This is a genomic window from Stenotrophomonas sp. MYb238, assembly GCF_009496535.1.
Taxonomy (GTDB): domain Bacteria; phylum Pseudomonadota; class Gammaproteobacteria; order Xanthomonadales; family Xanthomonadaceae; genus Stenotrophomonas.
Window position 1 is genome coordinate 254,627 of the sequence record NZ_WIDL01000001.1, and the last position, 17,294, is coordinate 271,920.

Sequence of the window (17,294 nt, forward strand, 5' to 3'; positions counted from 1 at the left end):
TCGCGCGGTTCCTTCGTTCCTCAATGCCCACGCAATGAGGAAAGTGCCATGACAACCGTTACCAACCTGGGGTTTCCCCGCATCGGCGCGCGCCGCGAACTCAAGCGCGCGCTGGAAAGCCACTGGCGTGGCGAAAGCGACGCCGCGCAGCTGCAGGCCACCGCCGCGCAGCTGCGCGCCCGCCACTGGAAGCTGCAGCGCGAGGCCGGCGTGGACGTGCCGCCGAGCAACGACTTCTCGCTGTACGACCACGTACTCGACACCGCGTTCCTGTTCGACGCGATTCCCGCACGCTACCGCGCCCTCGCCGCGCACGACCCGCTGGCGGCGTACTTCGCCATGGCCCGCGGCCTGCAGCAGCCGGGCATCGACCTGCACGCGCTGGAAATGACCAAGTGGTTCGACACCAACTACCACTACCTGGTGCCGGAACTGAAGGCCGGCCAGGGTTTCGCGCTGCGTGGCGACAAGCCGCTGGCCGAATACCGCGAGGCGAAGGCGCTGGGCATCCAGACCCGGCCGGTGCTGCTGGGACCGGTGAGTTTCCTGCTGCTGTCCAAGACCGTCGACGGCAGCGACCCGCTGGCCCTGCTCGATGCCCTGCTGCCGGTCTACGCGCAGTTGCTCGAAGCGCTGAAGGCCGAGGGCGCGCACTGGGTGCAGCTGGACGAACCGGTGCTGGTGCAGGACCTGGACGATGCCGCCCGCGCCGCCTTCCAGCAGGCCTACACCCGCCTGGCCGACACGCCGCACCCGGACATCCTGCTGGCCACCTACTTCGGCGCGCTCGACGACAATCTCGCGCTGGCGGCGTCATTGCCGGTGCAGGGCCTGCACGTGGACCTGGTGCGCGCGCCCGAGCAGCTCGACGCGGTGCTGCGCGCGCTGCCGGCCGGGCGCGTGCTGTCGCTGGGGTTGGTGGACGGCCGCAACATCTGGCGCAACCCGCTGGACAACGCGCTGATCCTCGCCCGCTACGCGCGCGGCCATCGCGGCGACGATCCGCTGTGGCTGGCGCCATCGTGCTCGCTGCTGCACTGCCCGGTCGACCTGGCGCTGGAGAAAAAGCTCGATCCCGAACTGCACAGCTGGCTGGCGTTCTCGCGGCAGAAGCTGGGCGAGCTGAAGCTGCTGGCCGATGCGCTCGACGGGCGCGCCGACGCCGAGGCGGCACTGGCGCCGGCGCGCGAAGCGGCCGATGCGCGGCGGCGCTCGCCGCGCGTGCACAACGTCGCGGTCAAGGCACGCGTGGCCGCGCTCACCGCCGCCGACGCCGCCCGCCCCACGCCGCATGCGCGGCGCCTGCCGCTGCAGGCCGCGGCGCTGCGCCTGCCGCCCTTCCCCACCACCACCATCGGCTCGTTCCCGCAGACACAGGAAGTGCGCGAAGCGCGCGCCCGCAACAAGGCCGGCAAGCTCGCCGACGCCGACTACGAGGCCTTCCTCGAACGGCAGATCGAGCAGTGCGTGCGCGTGCAGGAGCAGATCGGGCTGGACGTGCTGGTGCACGGCGAGTTCGAGCGCAACGACATGGTCGAGTATTTCGGCGAGCAGCTCGACGGCTTCGCCTTCACCGGCAACGGCTGGGTGCAGAGCTATGGCTCGCGCTGCGTGAAGCCGCCGGTGATCTACGGCGACGTCAGCCGCCCGGCGCCGATGACGGTGCGCTGGTCGCGGTACGCGCAGTCGCTGACCGACAGGCCGATGAAGGGCATGCTGACCGGACCGGTGACGGTGCTGCAGTGGTCGTTCGTGCGCGACGACCAGGAACGCGCGCAGACTTGCCGGCAGATCGCGCTGGCGTTGCGCGACGAGGTCGCCGACCTGGAGGCGGCCGGCATCGCCGCCATCCAGATCGACGAGCCGGCGCTGCGCGAAGGCCTGCCACTGCGCCAAGCGCAACGGCGGCAGTACCTGGACTGGGCGGTGGAGGCATTCCGCATCGCCGCCAGCGGCGTGGCCGACGCCACCCAGATCCACACCCACATGTGCTATGCGCAGTTCAACGACATCATCGATTCGGTGGCGGCGCTGGACGCGGACGTGATCTCGATCGAGACCTCGCGCTCGCGCATGGATCTGCTCGATGCGTTCGCGCGCTTCGACTACCCCAACCAGGTCGGCCCCGGCGTGTACGACATCCACTCCCCGCGCGTCCCGGACTGCGCCGAGATGGTGGAGCTGCTGCGCCGCGCGGCCGAGGTGCTGCCGGCGGAGAAACTGTGGGTGAACCCGGACTGCGGCCTGAAGACCCGCGGCTGGGCGGAGACCCGCGCGGCGCTGGAGGCGATGGTGGCGGCGGCGAAGGTGCTGCGCGGCGCGGCCGTGGCCTGAGGGAGCAGAGCGGAGGCCCGGCCGGCGCCGGGTCTCCGCGCTCAGGTAACGGCCAGTCCCGGCAGCTCCACCGAGATCACGCCCTCGACGCGGCCGAGCTCCTCGGCCTTGGCCAGCAGCCGTTCGCGCGGCAGCGGCGGATCGCAGTCGATGTCGACGATGTCGCCGTCCTGCTCGCGCGGGCGCAGGGTGATGCGCTTGACCGGCAGGCCGGCATCGCTGGCCGCGACCTCGACGCGCGCCAGCGGCGTGCCGGGCGCGACCCGCAACCGCAGGCGGCCGTTGCGCGCGCGGCGGCGCAGGTAGCGCTGTTCCAGCGGCTTGAGCAGCGCCAGGATCGCCCACAGCAACACCGTGGCGATGATCGCGCCGGCATAGAGCCCGGCGCCGGCGGCCAGGCCGACCGACGCCACCGCCCACAGCCCCGCCGCCGTGGTCAGGCCGCGGATCACCTGTTCGCGCTGCAGGAACAGGATGGTGCCGGCGCCGAGGAAACCGACGCCGCTGACCACCTGCGCAGCGATGCGAGAGGGGTCCAGCACCACGTTCGGCCGCCCCAGCACGTCGGCGAAGCCGAACGCGGACACGATGATCGCCAGTGCCGAACCCACGCAGACGAGCATGTGCGTGCGCAGCCCCGCGGCCCACTCCAGGCGCCCGCGGTTGATGCCGATCACCGCGCCCAGCACGGCCGCCAGCAGCAGCCGCAGGCCGAGTTCCCACCACTGGATCATCGCCCACTCCCGATCGCCAACCCGTAGCCGCAGTGTAGGCCGATGCGCGGGCGGCATCGAACCGCGACGGCCGCGGCCGTGGCGACAGCGGCAAGGCCCGCACGCCGGCGCGGCGTTACACTCGCAGGCCCCCGCACCGGAACATGCGATGTACGGCCATGACACAGCCCTGCTGGTGATCGACCTGCAACCGGATTTCATGCCCGGCGGCGCGCTGCCCTGCCACCAGGGCGACGCCATCGTGCCGGGCATCGCCGCGTTGCTGGCGCAGCGCCGCTACGCCACCGTCGTCGCCACCCAGGACTGGCATCCGGCCGACCATGCCTCATTCGCCAGCCAGCATGCCGGCCGCAGGCCGTTCGAGGCTATCGAACTGCATGGCCATGCGCAGACGCTGTGGCCGGACCATTGCGTGCAGGGCAGCGCGGGGGCGGCGCTGCATCCGCAGGTGGACTGGAACAGCGCCGGCCTGGTGCTGCGCAAGGGCAGCGACCGGCAGGTGGATTCGTACAGCGCCTTCCGCGAGAACGTGGGGCCGCGCGGCGACCGCCCGGCCACCGGCCTGGCCGGCTGGCTGCACGAGCGCGGCATCGCCGAGGTCCACGTGTGCGGGCTGGCGCGCGACTACTGCGTGTTGTGGAGTGCGCAGGACGCGGCCATCAGCGGCTTCCGCGTGCGCTTCCTGTGGGAACTGACCCGGCCAGTGTCGACCGACAACGACGAAACCACGCGCATCGCGCTGGTCGAGGCGGGGATAGAAATAGAGAAGTGAGAAGAAGCGGAAGCACCGCCCTTGCTTGACGTTTCCGCGCGCGAAAAGCGATGTGGGGCTCGCTTCCGTTTCTCATTTCTCGTTTCCCGCTCCTCTTCACCCGCTCCTGCGGCTCAGCGGAACACCACGGTGCGGTGGCCGTTGAGCAGGATGCGGTGTTCGACATGGCGGCGCACCGCGCGGGCCAGCACCAGCGATTCGGTATCGCTGCCCAGCCGCACCAGCTCGCGCGGTGTCATGGCGTGGTCCACGCGGGCGACGTCCTGCTCGATGATCGGGCCTTCGTCCAGGTCGCTGGTGACGTAGTGCGCGGTGGCGCCGATGATCTTGACCCCGCGCGCGTGCGCCTGGTGGTAGGGCTGGGCGCCCTTGAAGCTGGGCAGGAAGCTGTGGTGGATGTTGATCGCGCGCCCGGCCAATGCCTGGCACAGCTGCGGCGAGAGGATCTGCATGTAGCGCGCCAGCACCACCAGGTCGATGTTCTCGCGTTCGACGAGATCCAGGATCTGCCGCTCCTGCTGCGCGCGGTTTTCCGCGTTCACCGGCAGGTGCTGGAACGGCACGCCGTAGGAACCGGCCAGCGCGGCGAAGTCGCCATGGTTGGAGGCCACCGCGGCGATATCCACCTTCAGCTGCCGGCTGTGGGCGCGGAACAGCAGGTCGTTGAGGCAATGGCCCTGCCTGCTGACCAGCACCAGCAACCGCGCGCGGCGGCGGGCGTCGTGCAGCTGCCAGTCCATTGCGAATTCCGCGCCCAGCCGCTGAAGGCGCTCGCGCACGGCGGGCTCCTCGCCGGCCGCGGCCATGTCGAAGTGCACGCGCAGGAAGAAACGGCCGCTCTCCTCGTCGCCGAACTGCTGGGCGTCGAGGATGTTGCAGCCGGCCTCGAACAGCAGGCCGGACACGCGGTAGACGATGCCGGTACGGTCCGGGCAGGAAAGCGTGAGGATGTAGTCGGGGCGCATCGCGGGAGTCTAGCGACGCGCGACGTTTTCCGGGGAAACCTTTGCCGCCACAGCGACCGTAGGAGCGGCTTCAGCCGCGAACGGGGCTTGCCCGAGATATGTCCACGCGTCCGGGGTTTCATCGGCAAAGCCCCGTTCGCGGCTGAAGCCGCTCCTACGGAGGTGTTGGCTTACTGGAACAGTTCGCGCAGGCCGTGCGGCTGGCAGCGCAGGTACTGCGGCGCGGCGTGCACCTGCGCGCCGAGTTCCGCCGCCGCGTGCCAGGGCCAGCGCGGGTCGTAGAGGATGCCGCGGGCGATGCCGATGGCATCGGCGTGGCCTTCGGCCAGGATCGTTTCGGCCTGCCGGGGCTCGGTGATCAGGCCCACCGCGATCACCGGCGTGGCGACCTGCGCCTTGATCGCGCTGGCCAGCGGCACCTGGTAGCCCGGGCCGACCGGAATCTGCTGGCGCGGATCGAGACCGCCGCTGGAGACGTGGATGAAATCGCTGCCGCGCGCCTCCAGCGCTCTGGCCACCACGATGCTCTGCGCCACGTCCCAGCCGCCGTCGACCCAGTCGGTGGCGGAAATGCGCACGCCCACCGCGACACCGGCCGGGACCGCCGCGCGCACCGCATCGAACACGCGCAGCAGCAGGCGCATGCGGTTCTCCAGCAGACCGCCGTAGTCGTCGTCGCGGCGGTTGCTCAGCGGCGACAGGAACTGGTGCAGCAGGTAGCCGTGCGCGGCATGGACCTCGATCAGTTCCAGCCCCAGCCGCGCCGCACGCCGTGCGGCGGCGGCGAACGCCTCCACCACCGCGTCGATGCCGGCCGCGTCCAGCGCCTGCGGCAGCGGGTCGCCTTCATTGAAAGGCAGCGCCGACGGCGCCACCACCTGCCAGCCGTGCGCCTGCCCGGGCGCGATGGCGCCGCCGCCGTCCCAGGGCCGCGCGGTGGACGCCTTGCGCCCGGCATGGGCGAGCTGGATGCCCAGGGGCATCTTCGACCAGCGCCGCACCGAGGCCAGCGCCTGGCCCAGCGCCGCTTCGGTGGCGTCGTCCCACAGGCCGAGGTCGGCCCAGCTGATGCGGCCGCGCGCTTCCACCGCGGCGGCCTCCAGGATCAGCAGCCCGGCGCCGGACTGCGACAGCGTGCCCAGGTGCTGGGCATGCCAGTCGGTGGCGCGGCCTTCGTCGGCCGAGTACTGGCACATTGGCGCGATGACGATGCGGTTGGAAAGGGACAACGGGCCGAGCGACAGCGGCGAGAACAGGTGGCTCACGTGGGGAGTGATCCGGTTGGGGGGGCGTCCATTGCACTCCCGCGCGCCCGGTCGATTCAACCGGCGCGGTGGATCACTGCGTCTTGGCCGCCGCCCCGGCGCCGTCGAGCAGGAAGGCCAGCGCCTGCGCGCAGGGCTGTTCGACCTTCAGCGACAACAGGGCGTCGGCGCGGGTGCGGCCCAGGTTGACCGCCGCCACCGGCAACCCGGCCTTCGCGGCGGCATCGACGAAGCGGAAGCCGGAATAGACCATCAGCGACGACCCCACCACCAGCACCGCGTCGGCGCGCTGCAGGTGCGCATGCACCGCGGCCACGCGTTCGCGCGGCACGTTCTCGCCGAAGAACACTACATCCGGCTTGAGCAGGCCGCCACAGGCCATACAGCCCGGCACCACGAACGCGGAGAAGTCGCCTTCCAGGTCGGCGTCGCCGTCGGGCGCCTGCGCTGCCTGCAGGGCCGCCCACGCCGGGTTGGCGTCGAGCAGGCGCTGCTGCAGCGCCTCGCGCGCGGAGCGCTCGCCGCAGCCCATGCAACGCACCTCGTCCAGCCGGCCGTGCAGGTCGATCACGCCGCGGCTGCCGGCGCGCTGGTGCAGGCCGTCCACGTTCTGGGTCAGCAGCAGTTCGACCCGGCCGGCCGCTTCCAGCGCGGCCAGCGCATGATGGGTGGCGTTGGGCCGGGCCTGGCCGAAGCGCGGCCAGCCGACCAGGCTGCGCGCCCAGTAGCGCCGTCGCACGGCGGCATCGGCCATGAAGGCGCGGTAGTCAACCGGCGGCGTGCGCTTCCACTGGCCGTCGCCATCGCGGTAATCGGGAATGCCCGAATCGGTACTGCAGCCGGCGCCGGTCAGCAGCAACAGGCGCCGGTGGGTGGCGACGAACGCCGCCAGCCGCGTGTCCATCGCCGTGGACGCGATAGCCGTCTCCTGCGGCCGCCCGGGCATCGCCTGCGCCCCGATCAGGCCTGCGTCGGCAGCGCCGGCACCGCGGCCGGACGCCCTTCGGCGTCCAGCGCCACCATCACGAAGTGGCCGCGCGTGCACAGCTTGCGCTCGCCGCTGTGCAGGTCCTCGGCGATGAGTTCGACCTGCACCGTCATCGAACTGCGCCCGACCTCGACCACCCGGCCGACGGTCTCGACCATCTCGCCGATGCGGATAGGCAGCTTGAAATCCACCTGGTCCGAATGCGCGGTGACCACGGTCCGCCGCGAGTAGCGCGCGGCGGCGAGGAAGGCGGCCTTGTCCATCCACGCCATCGCCTGGCCGCCGAACAGGGTGCCGAGGTGGTTGGTGTGGTTGGGGAATACGATCTCCGCCATGCGGACTTCGGTGGGCGGGACGATGGTGGGCGGGGTGTTCATGGCGGCGTTCGCGGCGTTGGAAGCAGGGGCGGATGATAGCCAGCGGCGGACGTGCCCGGCGTGACGTTTCCGCGACGGAATCCGGTAGGAGCGCACTTCAGTGCGCGATGGAGTCTTACCGGTAAGACCCAATCGCGCACTGAAGTGCGCTCCTACGGGAACCGGTCAGAAGTTCATGTCGAAAGCGACCTCGCCCTGCACGCCGACCTGGTAGGCCGAGACGCGGCGCTCGAAGAAGTTGGTCAATTCCTGTACGTCCTGCAGTTCCATGAACGGCAGCGGGTTGCGCACGTTGTACTTCCTGGCCATGCCCAGCTTGGCGAAATGGTTGTCGGCGCAGTGCTGCAGGTACTGGCGCATGTCGCGCGTGGAGATGCCGGCCACGCCGCCGGACAGCACGTCCTCGGCGAACTGCACCTCGCACTCGATGGCCTCGGCCAGCATCTCGTACACCTGCTGCTCCATCGTGGCGTCGAACAGGTCCGGTTCCTCGGTGCGGATGGTGCGCACGCACTCGAAGGCGAACTCCATGTGGCAGCTCTCGTCGCGGAACACCCAGTTGGTGCCCGAGGCCAGCCCCGGCAGCAGCCCGCGCGAACGGAAGAAGTACACGTAGGCGAAGGCGGCGAAGAAGAACAGGCCCTCGATGCAGGCGGCAAAGCAGATCTGGTTGAGCAGGAACTGGCGGCGCTGCTCGCGGGTCTCGATGCGCTTCAGGCCCTGGATCGAATCGATCCACTTGAAGCAGAAATCGGCCTTCTTCTTGATCGATTCGATGTTCTCCACCGCGGCGAAGGCCTTGAAGCGCTCCTCCGGATCCGGCAGGTAGTTGTCCAGCAGGGTCAGGTAGAACTGCACGTGCAGCGCTTCCTCGTACAGCTGGCGCGACAGGTACATGCGCGCTTCCGGCGCGTTGAGGTGCTGGTACAGGTTCAGCACCAGGTTGTTGGAGACGATGGAATCGCCGGTGGCGAAGAAGGCGACCAGGCGGTGGATCAGGTGGCGGTCGGCCGGGGTCATCTTGTGGTGCAGGTCGGTGATGTCGATCTGGAAATTGATCTCGTCCACCGTCCAGCTGTTCTTGATCGCGTTGCGGTACATCTCGTAGAAGTCCGGGTAGCGCATCGGGCGCAGGGTCAGTTCGAAACCCGGGTCGAGCAGCATCTGGCGGGGTTGTGCGGACATGGGGTGGCTCCTGTTTCGGTACCGCCTCCATTCCGGGAGGGCGGCGCAATGGGGGAGGATGCGGCGGCAGGGCGGCGCCGGCGGGCAAGGCTAAGGTCGGGGGCGGCGCGTTGAAGCTTCCGTCAGGCGTCGAAGGCGCCTTTCCCGGCCCTCCCCTGCGCACGCGCAAGGGAGGGGGCAAGCGGAATCGGGGCGGCGCATCCCTGCGCCTGGGGCATCCGTGCCCCGTCGTCCCTCAAAAGCCGGGTGTCACTGGCAGGCCTCGCAGGCTTCCGGGTTTTCCAGCGAGCAGGCCACGGCCTCGGCCGGGGTATAGGCGCTGACCGTGGTCTTGGCGATCTTGGTGGCCGGGCGCGAGCGCAGGTAGTAGGTGGTCTTGATGCCCTGCTTCCAGGCGTACATGTACATGGAGGACAGCGCGCCGATGTTCGGGCTCTCCATGAACAGGTTGAGCGAGGCGGACTGGTCGATGAAGGCGCCGCGCGCGGCGGCCATGTCGACCAGCGAACGCATCGGCAGTTCCCACACGGTGCGGTAGACCGTGCGCAGCGTCTCGGGGATCTGCACGATGTTCTGGATCGAGCCGTCGGCCAGCTTGATCGCATCGCGCATCTCCGGTGTCCACAGCCCGAGCTGCTTCAGCTCGCCGACCAGGTAGCGGTTGACCTGCAGGAAGTCGCCGGACAGCGTCTCGCGCTTGAACAGGTTCGATACCTGCGGCTCCACGCATTCGTAGCAGCCGGCGATGGAGGCGATGGTCGCGGTCGGGGCGATGGCGATCATCAGCGAGTTGCGCAACCCCTGCTGCCGGATGCGCTCGCGCAGCGCGTCCCAGCGCGCGGCATCGGCCGGCACCACGTCCCATGCATCGAACTGCAGGGCGCCGCTGGCCGCACGCGTGTCGGCGAACGAGGGATGCCTGCCGCGCTCGGCCGCCAGCTCGCACGAGGTGTCCAGCGCGTGGAAATAGATCTCCTCGGCGATCTTCGCCGACAGCGCGCGCGCGGCGTCGGAGTCGAACGCGAGCCGCTTGCGGAAGAACACGTCCTGCAGGCCCATGCAGCCCAGGCCCACCGGGCGCCAGCGCAGGTTGCCGCGGCGCGCGGTCTCGATCGGGTAGAAGTTCAGGTCGATCACCCGGTCGAGCTGGCGCACCGCAAGGCGCACGGTCTCGGCCAGCTTGTCGAAATCGAAATCGCCGTGTTCGTCGAGGTGGTTGCCGAGGTTGATCGAGCCCAGGTTGCACACCGCCGTTTCCTCGGCGCTGGTGACTTCCAGGATCTCGGTGCACAGGTTGGACAGGTGGATCACGTTGCCGGCGCGCAGGGTCTGGTTGCTGGCCTTGTTGCACTTGTCCTTGAAGGTCATCCAGCCGTTGCCGGTCTCGGCCAGGGTGCGCATCATCCGCGCGTAGAGCTTGCGCGCCGGGACCGTGCGCACGGACTTGCCCTGTGCTTCGGCCTGCACGTAGGCGCGCTCGAACGCCTCGCCGTACAGGTCGGTGAACTCGGGCACCACGCGCGGATCGAACAGCGACCATTCCTGGTCGGCCTCCACGCGCTGCATGAACAGGTCCGGCACCCAGTTGGCCAGGTTGAGGTTGTGGGTGCGGCGCGCGTCGTCGCCGGCGTTGTCGCGCAGCTCGAGGAAGTCCTCGATGTCGGCGTGCCAGGTTTCCAGGTAGACGCAGGCCGCGCCCTTGCGCTTGCCGCCCTGGTTGACCGCGGCGACCGAGGAGTCGAGCGTCTTCAGCCACGGCACGATGCCGTTGGAGTGGCCGTTGGTGGACTTGATCAGCGAGCCGCGCGAACGCACGCGGGAGTAGCTCACGCCGATGCCGCCGCTGAACTTGGACAGCTGCGCGATGTCGCCGTACTTGGCGTAGATGGATTCGAGCGAGTCCTGCGGCGAATCCAGCAGGAAGCAGGAGGACAGCTGCTCGTGGCTGGTGCCGGCGTTGAACAGGGTCGGGCTGGACGGCAGGTAGTCCAGGTTGCCCAGCCGCTGGTACAGCGCCAGCGTCTCGGGCACGTCCTCGCTCAGCGCGCTGGCGATGCGCAGGAAGAACTGCTGCGGCGTCTCGATCACCTTGCGCGTATGCGGGTGGCGCAGCAGGTAGCGGTCGTACAGCGTGCGCAGGCCGAAGTAATCGAAGTTGAGGTCGTATTCGGGGTTGATCGCGTCGTTGAGCTTGCGCGCGTTGACCTGCACGAAGTTGAGCAGGCGGTCGTTGATCAGGCCCACTTCGTGGCCGCGGCCGACCGACTGCGAGAAGGCGTGGATTTCCTGGCCGGACACTTCCTTGCCGATGAAGTTGGCCAGCAGGCGCGCGGCCAGGCGGCCGTACTCCGGTTCCTCGCCGATCAGCAGCGCGGCGGTGCGGATCGACAGCTCGTCCAGTTCCTGGGTGGTGGCGCCGTTGTACAGGCCGGAGATGGTGCGGGTGGCCACGCGCATCGGATCGACGGCGTGCAGGCCCTCGCAGCAGCGCTGGATGGCGCGCACGATCTTGTTCAGGTCCACCGGCTCGGTGCCGCCGTTGCGCTTGGTCACGCTCATGGCGGTGGCGGTCGGCGGCGGGGTCAGTTCGAAGCCGGTCTCGGTCGGGACAACGGCGGTATCGGTGGCGGTCACGGCAATGCGTCCTCATGGCGTGGTGCACGCGGCGCCTGCCCTCGCAGGAACCAGGGCCGGTGGCGGACGGCGAGCATGGAAGGACGGCGTCGCAGCAACCGCGATCGGCGACAGGACGTCGCCACGGGCGGTACCGCGTCGCCAGCCGTCTTCCCCTCGAAGACTCCGCAGCCGGCACCGCGCGCTGTGCTTCGCGCGGCTGTCGGCAGGTCTTCGGACTCGTGGGCATGGAGGCGGGGGCCTCCTCCTACTTCCGCCGCTTCCCAAGGCATCGGGCCTCAGTGCTGTGTGGCGGGATCGTTCCCAGTTACCGCTGCGGGGCAGTGCCGGAATGGCCATCGAAGGCGTCACCGGCTTCCCTTTCAATCCAGCGGGGAGCAACCCGCCAGAACCGACGGGGCACAAGATAGTGGGGGTAAACCGCCCGGTCAACGCCAAATCTTGTGGGTGATCGCATTTCCCTTGTGGCACAAGCGATCCCGTCGCCGGTGCCTGACGGGGCCACCGCGACCAGCCTATCGGGGCTGCGCAGTCAAGCCTTGGGAGACTGGCTGGCGGGTAGGAAAACGCCGCACGCATTCATAATCCAATACCCGATGCGATCCAATGCCCGATGCGCCGCCATGACTTCCGGCGGAGGCCCGATCCGACGCGGCCGGCGATCCTGTCGGCCCATCGAATGGATTCCCGACATGCGCCGTCTGGCCCTGGCCGCCGCCCTGCTCGCCCTGCCGTCCCTGGCCGCGCATGCCGGCACGATGAAGTCGCCAACGCTGTCCTCCACCCAGTGCGGGGTCAGCACCGACTACGACGTGCTGGTCGATGGCGGCGGCATCTGGCTGCGCCAGCACGACGCCACGCCGCGCGAGATCGTGTTCCACGACGGCCAGCTGAGCATCGACGGGCGCATGCAGGCGGTCAGTGCCGACGACGCGCAGCGCCTGCGCGTGCTCGAGGCCGGGGTGCGCCAGCTGATGCCGGCGGTCACGGGCATCGCCAACGAATCGGTGGGGATCAGCTTCGATGTGCTGGACGTCGTCTACGGCTCGCTGACCGGCAATTTCGATTCGCGCAAGGTGCGCGCGCTGCGCAGGGACGCCGAGCGCTTCGTCGCCTCGACCATCGGCCGCGGACGCTGGGAGCAGGACCTGTTCGGCGAAGGCTTCGACCGGCGCGTGCAGGACGCGGCCGAATCGCTCAAGGGTTCCATCGTCCGCGGCCTGCTGTGGACCATGCTCACCGGCGGCGAGGAACGCATCGAGAAACGCACCGAGAAGATCGAAGCCGAACTCGAGCCGAAGATCGAAGCGCGCGCACGCACCCTGGAACAGCATGCGCAGTCCCTGTGCACCCAGGTCCTGGCGCTGGACCAGGTGCAGTCGGCGCTGGAGTTCCGCTACGACGGCCAGCCGCTGCGGATGATGAGCGTCAGCGGCGACAACGGCCAGGCGCCGCCAGCGACGCCGGTGGCGAAGGAACAGGGCCCGGACAACAGCATCGCCCTGCCCGCGCACCCCTGACGGGAAGAGAGGCAACGCCCATATCACGGCCACCGCCGCAGGTGCGGGGCTCGCCCCGCACGGGGCTTTCCGGGGCATGCCTGCGCCGGGTGTTGCCCGGCGCGCTACAGAACATCGTTCCTGTAGAACGGGCACTGTCCCACCCGCATGCGACAGTGCGCCCTCACCCCTTCGGCAACAGCGCCAGTTCCTCGCGCACCAGCCGCACCACCAGCGTGTCCAGCGTGTCCACCGAGTAGTCGGCCACGTCGTGCACGGTCTCGCGGCCGGGACCGCTGCCCGGGTCGGACGCGTCCTTGTAGGTGAGGAAGATGAAGCGCCCGCCGGTGTACTGGGCGATCTGCCGCTGCACGATCTCGCCGGTGGTGTCCTGCCCGGAGGCGGCCACGCTGAACACCTTGATGCCCTTGCCCAGCGCCGCGAGCATGGTCTGGTCGTAGTGCGGCGGCGGGTAGTCCATGTGCGGCGGCGCATCGGCCAGCGACACCAGCAGGCGGGTGGTCGCCGGGCCGCGCCAGGCCAGCGCCTGCACCGCATGGTCGAAGGCCTCGTTCATCGCCTCGGGCATGTCGCCGCCGCCACCGGCGCGCACGCCGTCGAGCACCTGCTGGAACGCGGCGACGTTGCCGGTCAGGTCCCAGCTGCGCACGAAGTACTCGTCGCCGCGGTCGCGGTAGGTGACCAGCCCCAGGCACACGTCCGGGCGCGAGGGCAGCTGTTCGATGCCGCGCACGATGTCGCGCAGCGAAGTGCGCAGCTTGTCGATCTCGTCGCCCATCGAGCCGGTCGCATCGACCATGAACACCAGGTCCAGCCGCGCGCGTGCCGGAGAGGCGGCGGCCGGCAGCCGCACTTCCAGCGCGTCCTTCTGCCCGCGCCGCAGCTGCACCTGCGCCTGCCGCCCATCGCGGCGCACGTCCACCCGGTAGCTGGCCGAATCGCGGTCGTCGAAGGCGTTCAGGTGCAGCCAGGCCTGGCCGCCGGCATCGGTGCGCGCCCACATCCGCGCGCCATTGGCCGAGGAGACGGCGACCTCGGCATCGGGCACCGGCCGGCCCTGTGCGTCGAGCACGCGCAGGCGCTGGCGCGCGGAGACGTCGCGGCCCAGCTGCGCCGCTTCGGCGTGGCGCTGCAGGAACTGCTGGAAGCCGCCGAAGTCGGCGTTGTCATCGACCACGCCGGCGGTCACTGGCGTGGCGGGCTGCTGTCGCACCGGCGCCGGCGCGTACGGCATCGCCAGGTCGGCCCGCGATCCCGACACCGTCACGCTCATCGCGTCGGCAGCGACTGCCGGAGCCGGGGGCGGAGGCGGCGCGGCTTCCCGCAGCAGCTTGTCGCGTCCCACCTTGCCCACCAGCGCGGGAATATCGCGCGCACGCTGCGGCGGCTGCGGATCGGGCACTTCGCGCATGCGCGGCGCATCGCTGCAGACGGTGGCCACCGGCGCGCGGAAGTTCGGCGCGGTCTGCCGTTGGCGCTGGCGTCCGGGCGCTTTCAGGTCGGGCGTGACGACGACGATGGCCGGCTCCGGCCACAGCGGCTCTCCGGCCAGCGCCGGCAGCCCGGCCAGCAGCGTCAACGCGAATGCCATCGAACGTACCGGCAGGCGCCGGGAGGCCATGCTTGCGTGCTTCATCTGCGTGCTCCGTTTCGTGCAGGGTGGGCCGCCGGGGCGGCATGCGGAAAGGAGAACGGATGATCACGACAAACGGGGTTGGCGACTTTGCGCGTAGGAGCGCACTTCAGTGCGCGATGGGGCACTGCCGGGAAAGCCCCATCGCGCGCTGGAGTGCGCTCCTGCCGGTTTGCGGGTTCAAAGCCGGTGGGCGGTGCCCAGGTACTCGGCGCTCTGCATCTCGATCAGGCGGCTGGCGGTGCGCTCGAACGCGCCGGCCAGGCGGGTGCCGGAATAGAGCAGCGGCGGAGGGTCCTGCGCGGTGCAGACCAGGTTGACCTGGCGGTCGTACAGCTCGTCGATCAGGTTGACGAAGCGCCGCGCGGCGTCCTCGTTCAGGCGGTCGAAATGCGGGATGCCGCCGAGCAGCACGGTGTTGAACTCGTGCGCGATCTCGATGTAGTCCGACGGCCCGCGCGGGCCTTCGCACAACGCCGCGAAGTCGAACCAGGCGATGCTCTTGCCGCGCCCGCGCACCGCGATCTTGCGGCCCTCGATCTGGATGTTGCCGGCGCGCGCGTCCTGCCCGCCGCTCAGTTCCTTCCAGCGCCCGCCCAGCCAGGCATCGCTGCCGGCCTCCAGCGGCGCGCGGTACACCGGCGAGCGGGTCAGCGCGCGCATGCGGTAGTCCTCGGTGCCCTCGGCGTACAGCTCCACGCAGTATTTCTGCAGCAGGGCGATGGCCGGCAGGAAGCTGTCGCGCTGCAGGCCGTTGAGGTAGAGGTTCTCCACCGCGGTGTTGGACGTGGTCACCAGGGTCACGCCCTCGGCGAACAGGCGTTCGAGCAGGCGCGCCAGCAGCATGGCGTCGCCGATGTCGGTGACGAAGAATTCGTCCAGCACCAGCACCCGCAGGTTGCTGCGCCATTCCTGGGCGATCTTCGCCAGCGGGTCGCTCTGGCCCTGGTGCTCGCGCAGTCGCTCGTGGATGCCGCGCATGAAGCGGTGGAAGTGGGTGCGGTACTTCTGCTCGATCGGCAGGCCGTCGTAGAACAGGTCGACCAGGAAGGTCTTGCCGCGGCCCACGCCGCCCCAGAAGTACAGGCCGCGCACCGGTTCGGGCTTCTTCCAGAACGCCGACAGCCGGTCGAGCCAGCCATCCTGCGCCGAATCGGCGATGGCCTCGTGGATGCGGTCCAGTTCGGCCAGCGCCGGGTGCTGGGCCGGGTCGTCGCGCCAGTCGCCACGGGCCACGCCGGCGGCGTAGCGCTGCGAGGGAGTCGTCGCGTCCATGCTCAGCAGCTGCCGTCGGGCAGCCAGCGCCGCGCCTCGTGCTGGATCGCGCCGCGCAGGTCGATCAGCTTGCGGTGGAAGAAGTGGCTGGTGTCGGGCATACGCACCAGCTGCGGCGGCGCGGGCAGCGATTCCACCCACTGGTAGACCGCCTGCGCATCGACCACCTCGTCGGCGTCGCCCTGCACCACCAGCCAGTTCTCCGGCGGCTGCAGGCTGTCGAAATCCCAGGTACGGCGGCCGACCGGCGGCGCGATCGAGATCAGCGCCTGCGGCTGCAGCGCGCCGCTGGCGCGCAGGCAGACATAGGCGCCGAAGCTGAAGCCGGCCAGCCACAGCGCGCAGTCCGGGCGCTGGGCGCGCACCCATGCCACCACCGCGCGCAGGTCGTCCTGCTCGCCTTCGCCGTTGTCGAAACTGCCGGCCGAGGCGCCGACGCTGCGGAAGTTGAAGCGCACGGTGGCCACGCCCAGTTCGCGCAGGGCGCGCGAGGCCATGGTCACCACCTTGTTGTGCATGCTGCCGCCCTCGGTGGACAGCGGATGGCAGATGACGGCGACGACCGGATGCGGCGCGGTCCCGGCGTCGGGCGGATCGACGGCGACTTCCAGCGGTCCGGCCGGACCGTCCAGCATCAGCGTCGCCGACTCTTGGGGAAATGGGGGAGTCTGCATTCGGGCATGATACCGGCCCCGTCCGGCGGCTTCATCGCCGGCCCGTCACCGGCAGCGAGCGAACGCGATGCACTTCCTGATCCTGAGCGTGGCCTGCAGCGTGCTGGTCTCGGTACTGCTGAAGCTGGCGCCGCGGCGCGGCATCGACATCGCCCAGGCCGTGACCTGGAACTACCTGGCCGCCAGCGCGCTGTCGCTGCTGCTGCTCAAACCCTCGCTGGGATCGCTGCAGGGCGGGCATGCGCCGTGGCCGGCGCTGCTCGGCCTGGCGGTGGCGCTGCCGGGCATCTTCCTGGTGCTGGCGCGCGCGGTGCGCGAGGCCGGCATCGTGCGCAGCGACGTGGCCCAGCGCCTGTCGCTGCTGCTGTCGCTGGGCGCGGCCTTCGTGCTGTTCGGCGAACAGGCCAACGGCTGGAAGCTGGCCGGGCTGGGCCTGGGACTGCTGGCGATCGTTGGCGTGAGCGCGCGCACCGGCGACAGCGGCAACGCCACGGCCTCCAGCTGGCGCTGGCTGCTGGCGGTGTGGGGCGGTTTCGCGCTGATCGACATCCTGCTCAAGCAGGTGGCGCTGTCCGGCACGCCCTCCACCGCCGCGCTGCTGGTCAGCTTCGCCCTCGCCTTCGTGCTGATGCTGGGCTGGCAGCTGCAGCGCCACTTCAGCGGCCGCCGCCGGCTGGAGGCGCGCAACCTCGGGTTCGGCCTGCTGCTGGGCGCGATCAACTTCGGCAACATCCTGTTCTACGTGCGCGCCCACCAGGCGATGCCGCACAGCCCGGCCACGATCTTCGCCGGCATGAACATCGGCGTGGTCTGCCTGGGCGCGCTGGTCGGCATGCTCGCCTTCGGCGAGAAGACCAGCGGCTGGAACCGCGCGGGCCTGGGCCTGGCGGTGGTGGCGATCGCGCTGATCGCGCGCGGCGCGCAGGGCTGAGCCTCCC

Annotated in this window: 14 protein-coding genes and 1 riboswitch; of the genes, 4 read left to right on the forward strand and 10 right to left on the reverse strand. The window is 70.0% G+C overall.

Annotated features, from left to right (window positions below; genetic code table 11):
• Window positions 1-48 precede the first annotated feature (48 nt).
• The gene (metE, locus tag CQ393_RS01240; protein WP_153189792.1) at window positions 49-2,334 is read left to right on the forward strand and encodes a 5-methyltetrahydropteroyltriglutamate--homocysteine S-methyltransferase; all 2,286 of its coding nucleotides are present in this window, start codon (window positions 49-51) and stop codon (window positions 2,332-2,334) included.
• A 41-nt stretch (window positions 2,335-2,375) separates the two neighbouring features.
• Here metE and CQ393_RS01245 read toward each other — a convergent pair whose 3' ends face one another.
• Window positions 2,376-3,068, reverse strand: a complete 693-nt coding sequence (locus CQ393_RS01245) for an MgtC/SapB family protein (RefSeq protein ID WP_153189793.1) — start codon at window positions 3,066-3,068, stop codon at window positions 2,376-2,378.
• 148 nt (window positions 3,069-3,216) lie between these two features.
• Between CQ393_RS01245 and pncA the strand changes: the two genes are divergently transcribed.
• The gene (gene pncA, locus CQ393_RS01250) at window positions 3,217-3,840 is read left to right on the forward strand and encodes a bifunctional nicotinamidase/pyrazinamidase (RefSeq protein ID WP_153189794.1); all 624 of its coding nucleotides are present in this window, start codon (window positions 3,217-3,219) and stop codon (window positions 3,838-3,840) included.
• Window positions 3,841-3,953: 113 nt separating this feature from the next.
• Here pncA and purU read toward each other — a convergent pair whose 3' ends face one another.
• The 6 genes from purU to CQ393_RS01280 form a co-directional block, all read right to left on the reverse strand.
• A complete protein-coding gene (gene purU / locus CQ393_RS01255; RefSeq protein WP_153189795.1) occupies window positions 3,954-4,805 on the reverse strand; it encodes a formyltetrahydrofolate deformylase in 852 nt (283 codons plus the stop codon).
• A gap of 170 nt (window positions 4,806-4,975) precedes the next feature.
• The gene (locus CQ393_RS01260) at window positions 4,976-6,070 is read right to left on the reverse strand and encodes an NADH:flavin oxidoreductase/NADH oxidase (protein ID WP_343199441.1); all 1,095 of its coding nucleotides are present in this window, start codon (window positions 6,068-6,070) and stop codon (window positions 4,976-4,978) included.
• Window positions 6,071-6,143: 73 nt separating this feature from the next.
• Window positions 6,144-7,016, reverse strand: coding sequence for an NAD-dependent protein deacetylase (locus tag CQ393_RS01265; RefSeq protein ID WP_153189796.1), 873 nt, complete (start codon window positions 7,014-7,016; stop codon window positions 6,144-6,146).
• Between the two features lie 14 nt (window positions 7,017-7,030).
• The gene (locus tag CQ393_RS01270) at window positions 7,031-7,435 is read right to left on the reverse strand and encodes an acyl-CoA thioesterase (protein WP_153189797.1); all 405 of its coding nucleotides are present in this window, start codon (window positions 7,433-7,435) and stop codon (window positions 7,031-7,033) included.
• Between the two features lie 165 nt (window positions 7,436-7,600).
• Window positions 7,601-8,620, reverse strand: coding sequence for a ribonucleotide-diphosphate reductase subunit beta (locus tag CQ393_RS01275; protein ID WP_153189798.1), 1,020 nt, complete (start codon window positions 8,618-8,620; stop codon window positions 7,601-7,603).
• A 249-nt stretch (window positions 8,621-8,869) separates the two neighbouring features.
• On the reverse strand, window positions 8,870-11,254 hold the full coding sequence (locus CQ393_RS01280; protein ID WP_343199442.1) for a ribonucleoside-diphosphate reductase subunit alpha: 2,385 nt from the start codon (window positions 11,252-11,254) through the stop codon (window positions 8,870-8,872).
• A gap of 186 nt (window positions 11,255-11,440) precedes the next feature.
• A riboswitch (cobalamin riboswitch) is annotated at window positions 11,441-11,665 on the reverse strand.
• A 281-nt stretch (window positions 11,666-11,946) separates the two neighbouring features.
• Between CQ393_RS01280 and CQ393_RS01285 the strand changes: the two genes are divergently transcribed.
• Window positions 11,947-12,774, forward strand: coding sequence for a DUF2884 family protein (locus CQ393_RS01285; protein WP_153189799.1), 828 nt, complete (start codon window positions 11,947-11,949; stop codon window positions 12,772-12,774).
• 163 nt (window positions 12,775-12,937) lie between these two features.
• Here the strand turns inward: CQ393_RS01285 and CQ393_RS01290 are convergent, their stop codons facing one another.
• The 3 genes from CQ393_RS01290 to CQ393_RS01300 all read right to left on the reverse strand — a co-directional run bounded on the left by CQ393_RS01290 (window position 12,938) and on the right by CQ393_RS01300 (window position 16,356).
• Entirely contained in the window at window positions 12,938-14,410 is a 1,473-nt protein-coding gene (locus CQ393_RS01290) for a VWA domain-containing protein (RefSeq protein WP_153189800.1), read from the reverse strand.
• A gap of 177 nt (window positions 14,411-14,587) precedes the next feature.
• Window positions 14,588-15,682 carry a cell division protein ZapE gene (gene zapE, locus CQ393_RS01295; protein ID WP_153189801.1) on the reverse strand — a complete coding sequence of 365 codons (1,095 nt, stop codon included), beginning with the start codon at window positions 15,680-15,682 and terminating at the stop codon, window positions 14,588-14,590.
• Between the two features lie 2 nt (window positions 15,683-15,684).
• Window positions 15,685-16,356 (reverse strand): alpha/beta hydrolase, encoded by a 672-nt coding sequence (locus CQ393_RS01300; protein ID WP_153189802.1) that lies wholly within the window; start codon window positions 16,354-16,356, stop codon window positions 15,685-15,687.
• A 67-nt stretch (window positions 16,357-16,423) separates the two neighbouring features.
• Here CQ393_RS01300 and CQ393_RS01305 point away from each other — a divergent pair, with 67 nt between their 5' ends.
• Window positions 16,424-17,287 (forward strand): EamA family transporter, encoded by an 864-nt coding sequence (locus CQ393_RS01305; protein ID WP_153189803.1) that lies wholly within the window; start codon window positions 16,424-16,426, stop codon window positions 17,285-17,287.
• Window positions 17,288-17,294 lie beyond the last annotated feature (7 nt).

Bases quoted from the DNA above. Each gene is read 5' to 3' on its own strand.
- metE (WP_153189792.1), top strand. From the start codon at position 49: ATGACAACCGTTACCAACCTGGGGTTTCCCCGCATCGGCGCGCGCCGC.
- CQ393_RS01305 (WP_153189803.1), top strand. From the start codon at position 16,424: ATGCACTTCCTGATCCTGAGCGTGGCCTGCAGCGTGCTGGTCTCGGTA.
- CQ393_RS01285 (WP_153189799.1), top strand. From the start codon at position 11,947: ATGCGCCGTCTGGCCCTGGCCGCCGCCCTGCTCGCCCTGCCGTCCCTG.
- pncA (WP_153189794.1), top strand. From the start codon at position 3,217: ATGTACGGCCATGACACAGCCCTGCTGGTGATCGACCTGCAACCGGAT.
- purU (WP_153189795.1), bottom strand. From the start codon at position 4,805: ATGCGCCCCGACTACATCCTCACGCTTTCCTGCCCGGACCGTACCGGC.
- CQ393_RS01300 (WP_153189802.1), bottom strand. From the start codon at position 16,356: ATGCAGACTCCCCCATTTCCCCAAGAGTCGGCGACGCTGATGCTGGAC.
- CQ393_RS01290 (WP_153189800.1), bottom strand. From the start codon at position 14,410: ATGAAGCACGCAAGCATGGCCTCCCGGCGCCTGCCGGTACGTTCGATG.
- CQ393_RS01270 (WP_153189797.1), bottom strand. From the start codon at position 7,435: ATGAACACCCCGCCCACCATCGTCCCGCCCACCGAAGTCCGCATGGCG.
- CQ393_RS01245 (WP_153189793.1), bottom strand. From the start codon at position 3,068: ATGATCCAGTGGTGGGAACTCGGCCTGCGGCTGCTGCTGGCGGCCGTG.
- CQ393_RS01265 (WP_153189796.1), bottom strand. From the start codon at position 7,016: ATGCCCGGGCGGCCGCAGGAGACGGCTATCGCGTCCACGGCGATGGAC.
- CQ393_RS01275 (WP_153189798.1), bottom strand. From the start codon at position 8,620: ATGTCCGCACAACCCCGCCAGATGCTGCTCGACCCGGGTTTCGAACTG.
- zapE (WP_153189801.1), bottom strand. From the start codon at position 15,682: ATGGACGCGACGACTCCCTCGCAGCGCTACGCCGCCGGCGTGGCCCGT.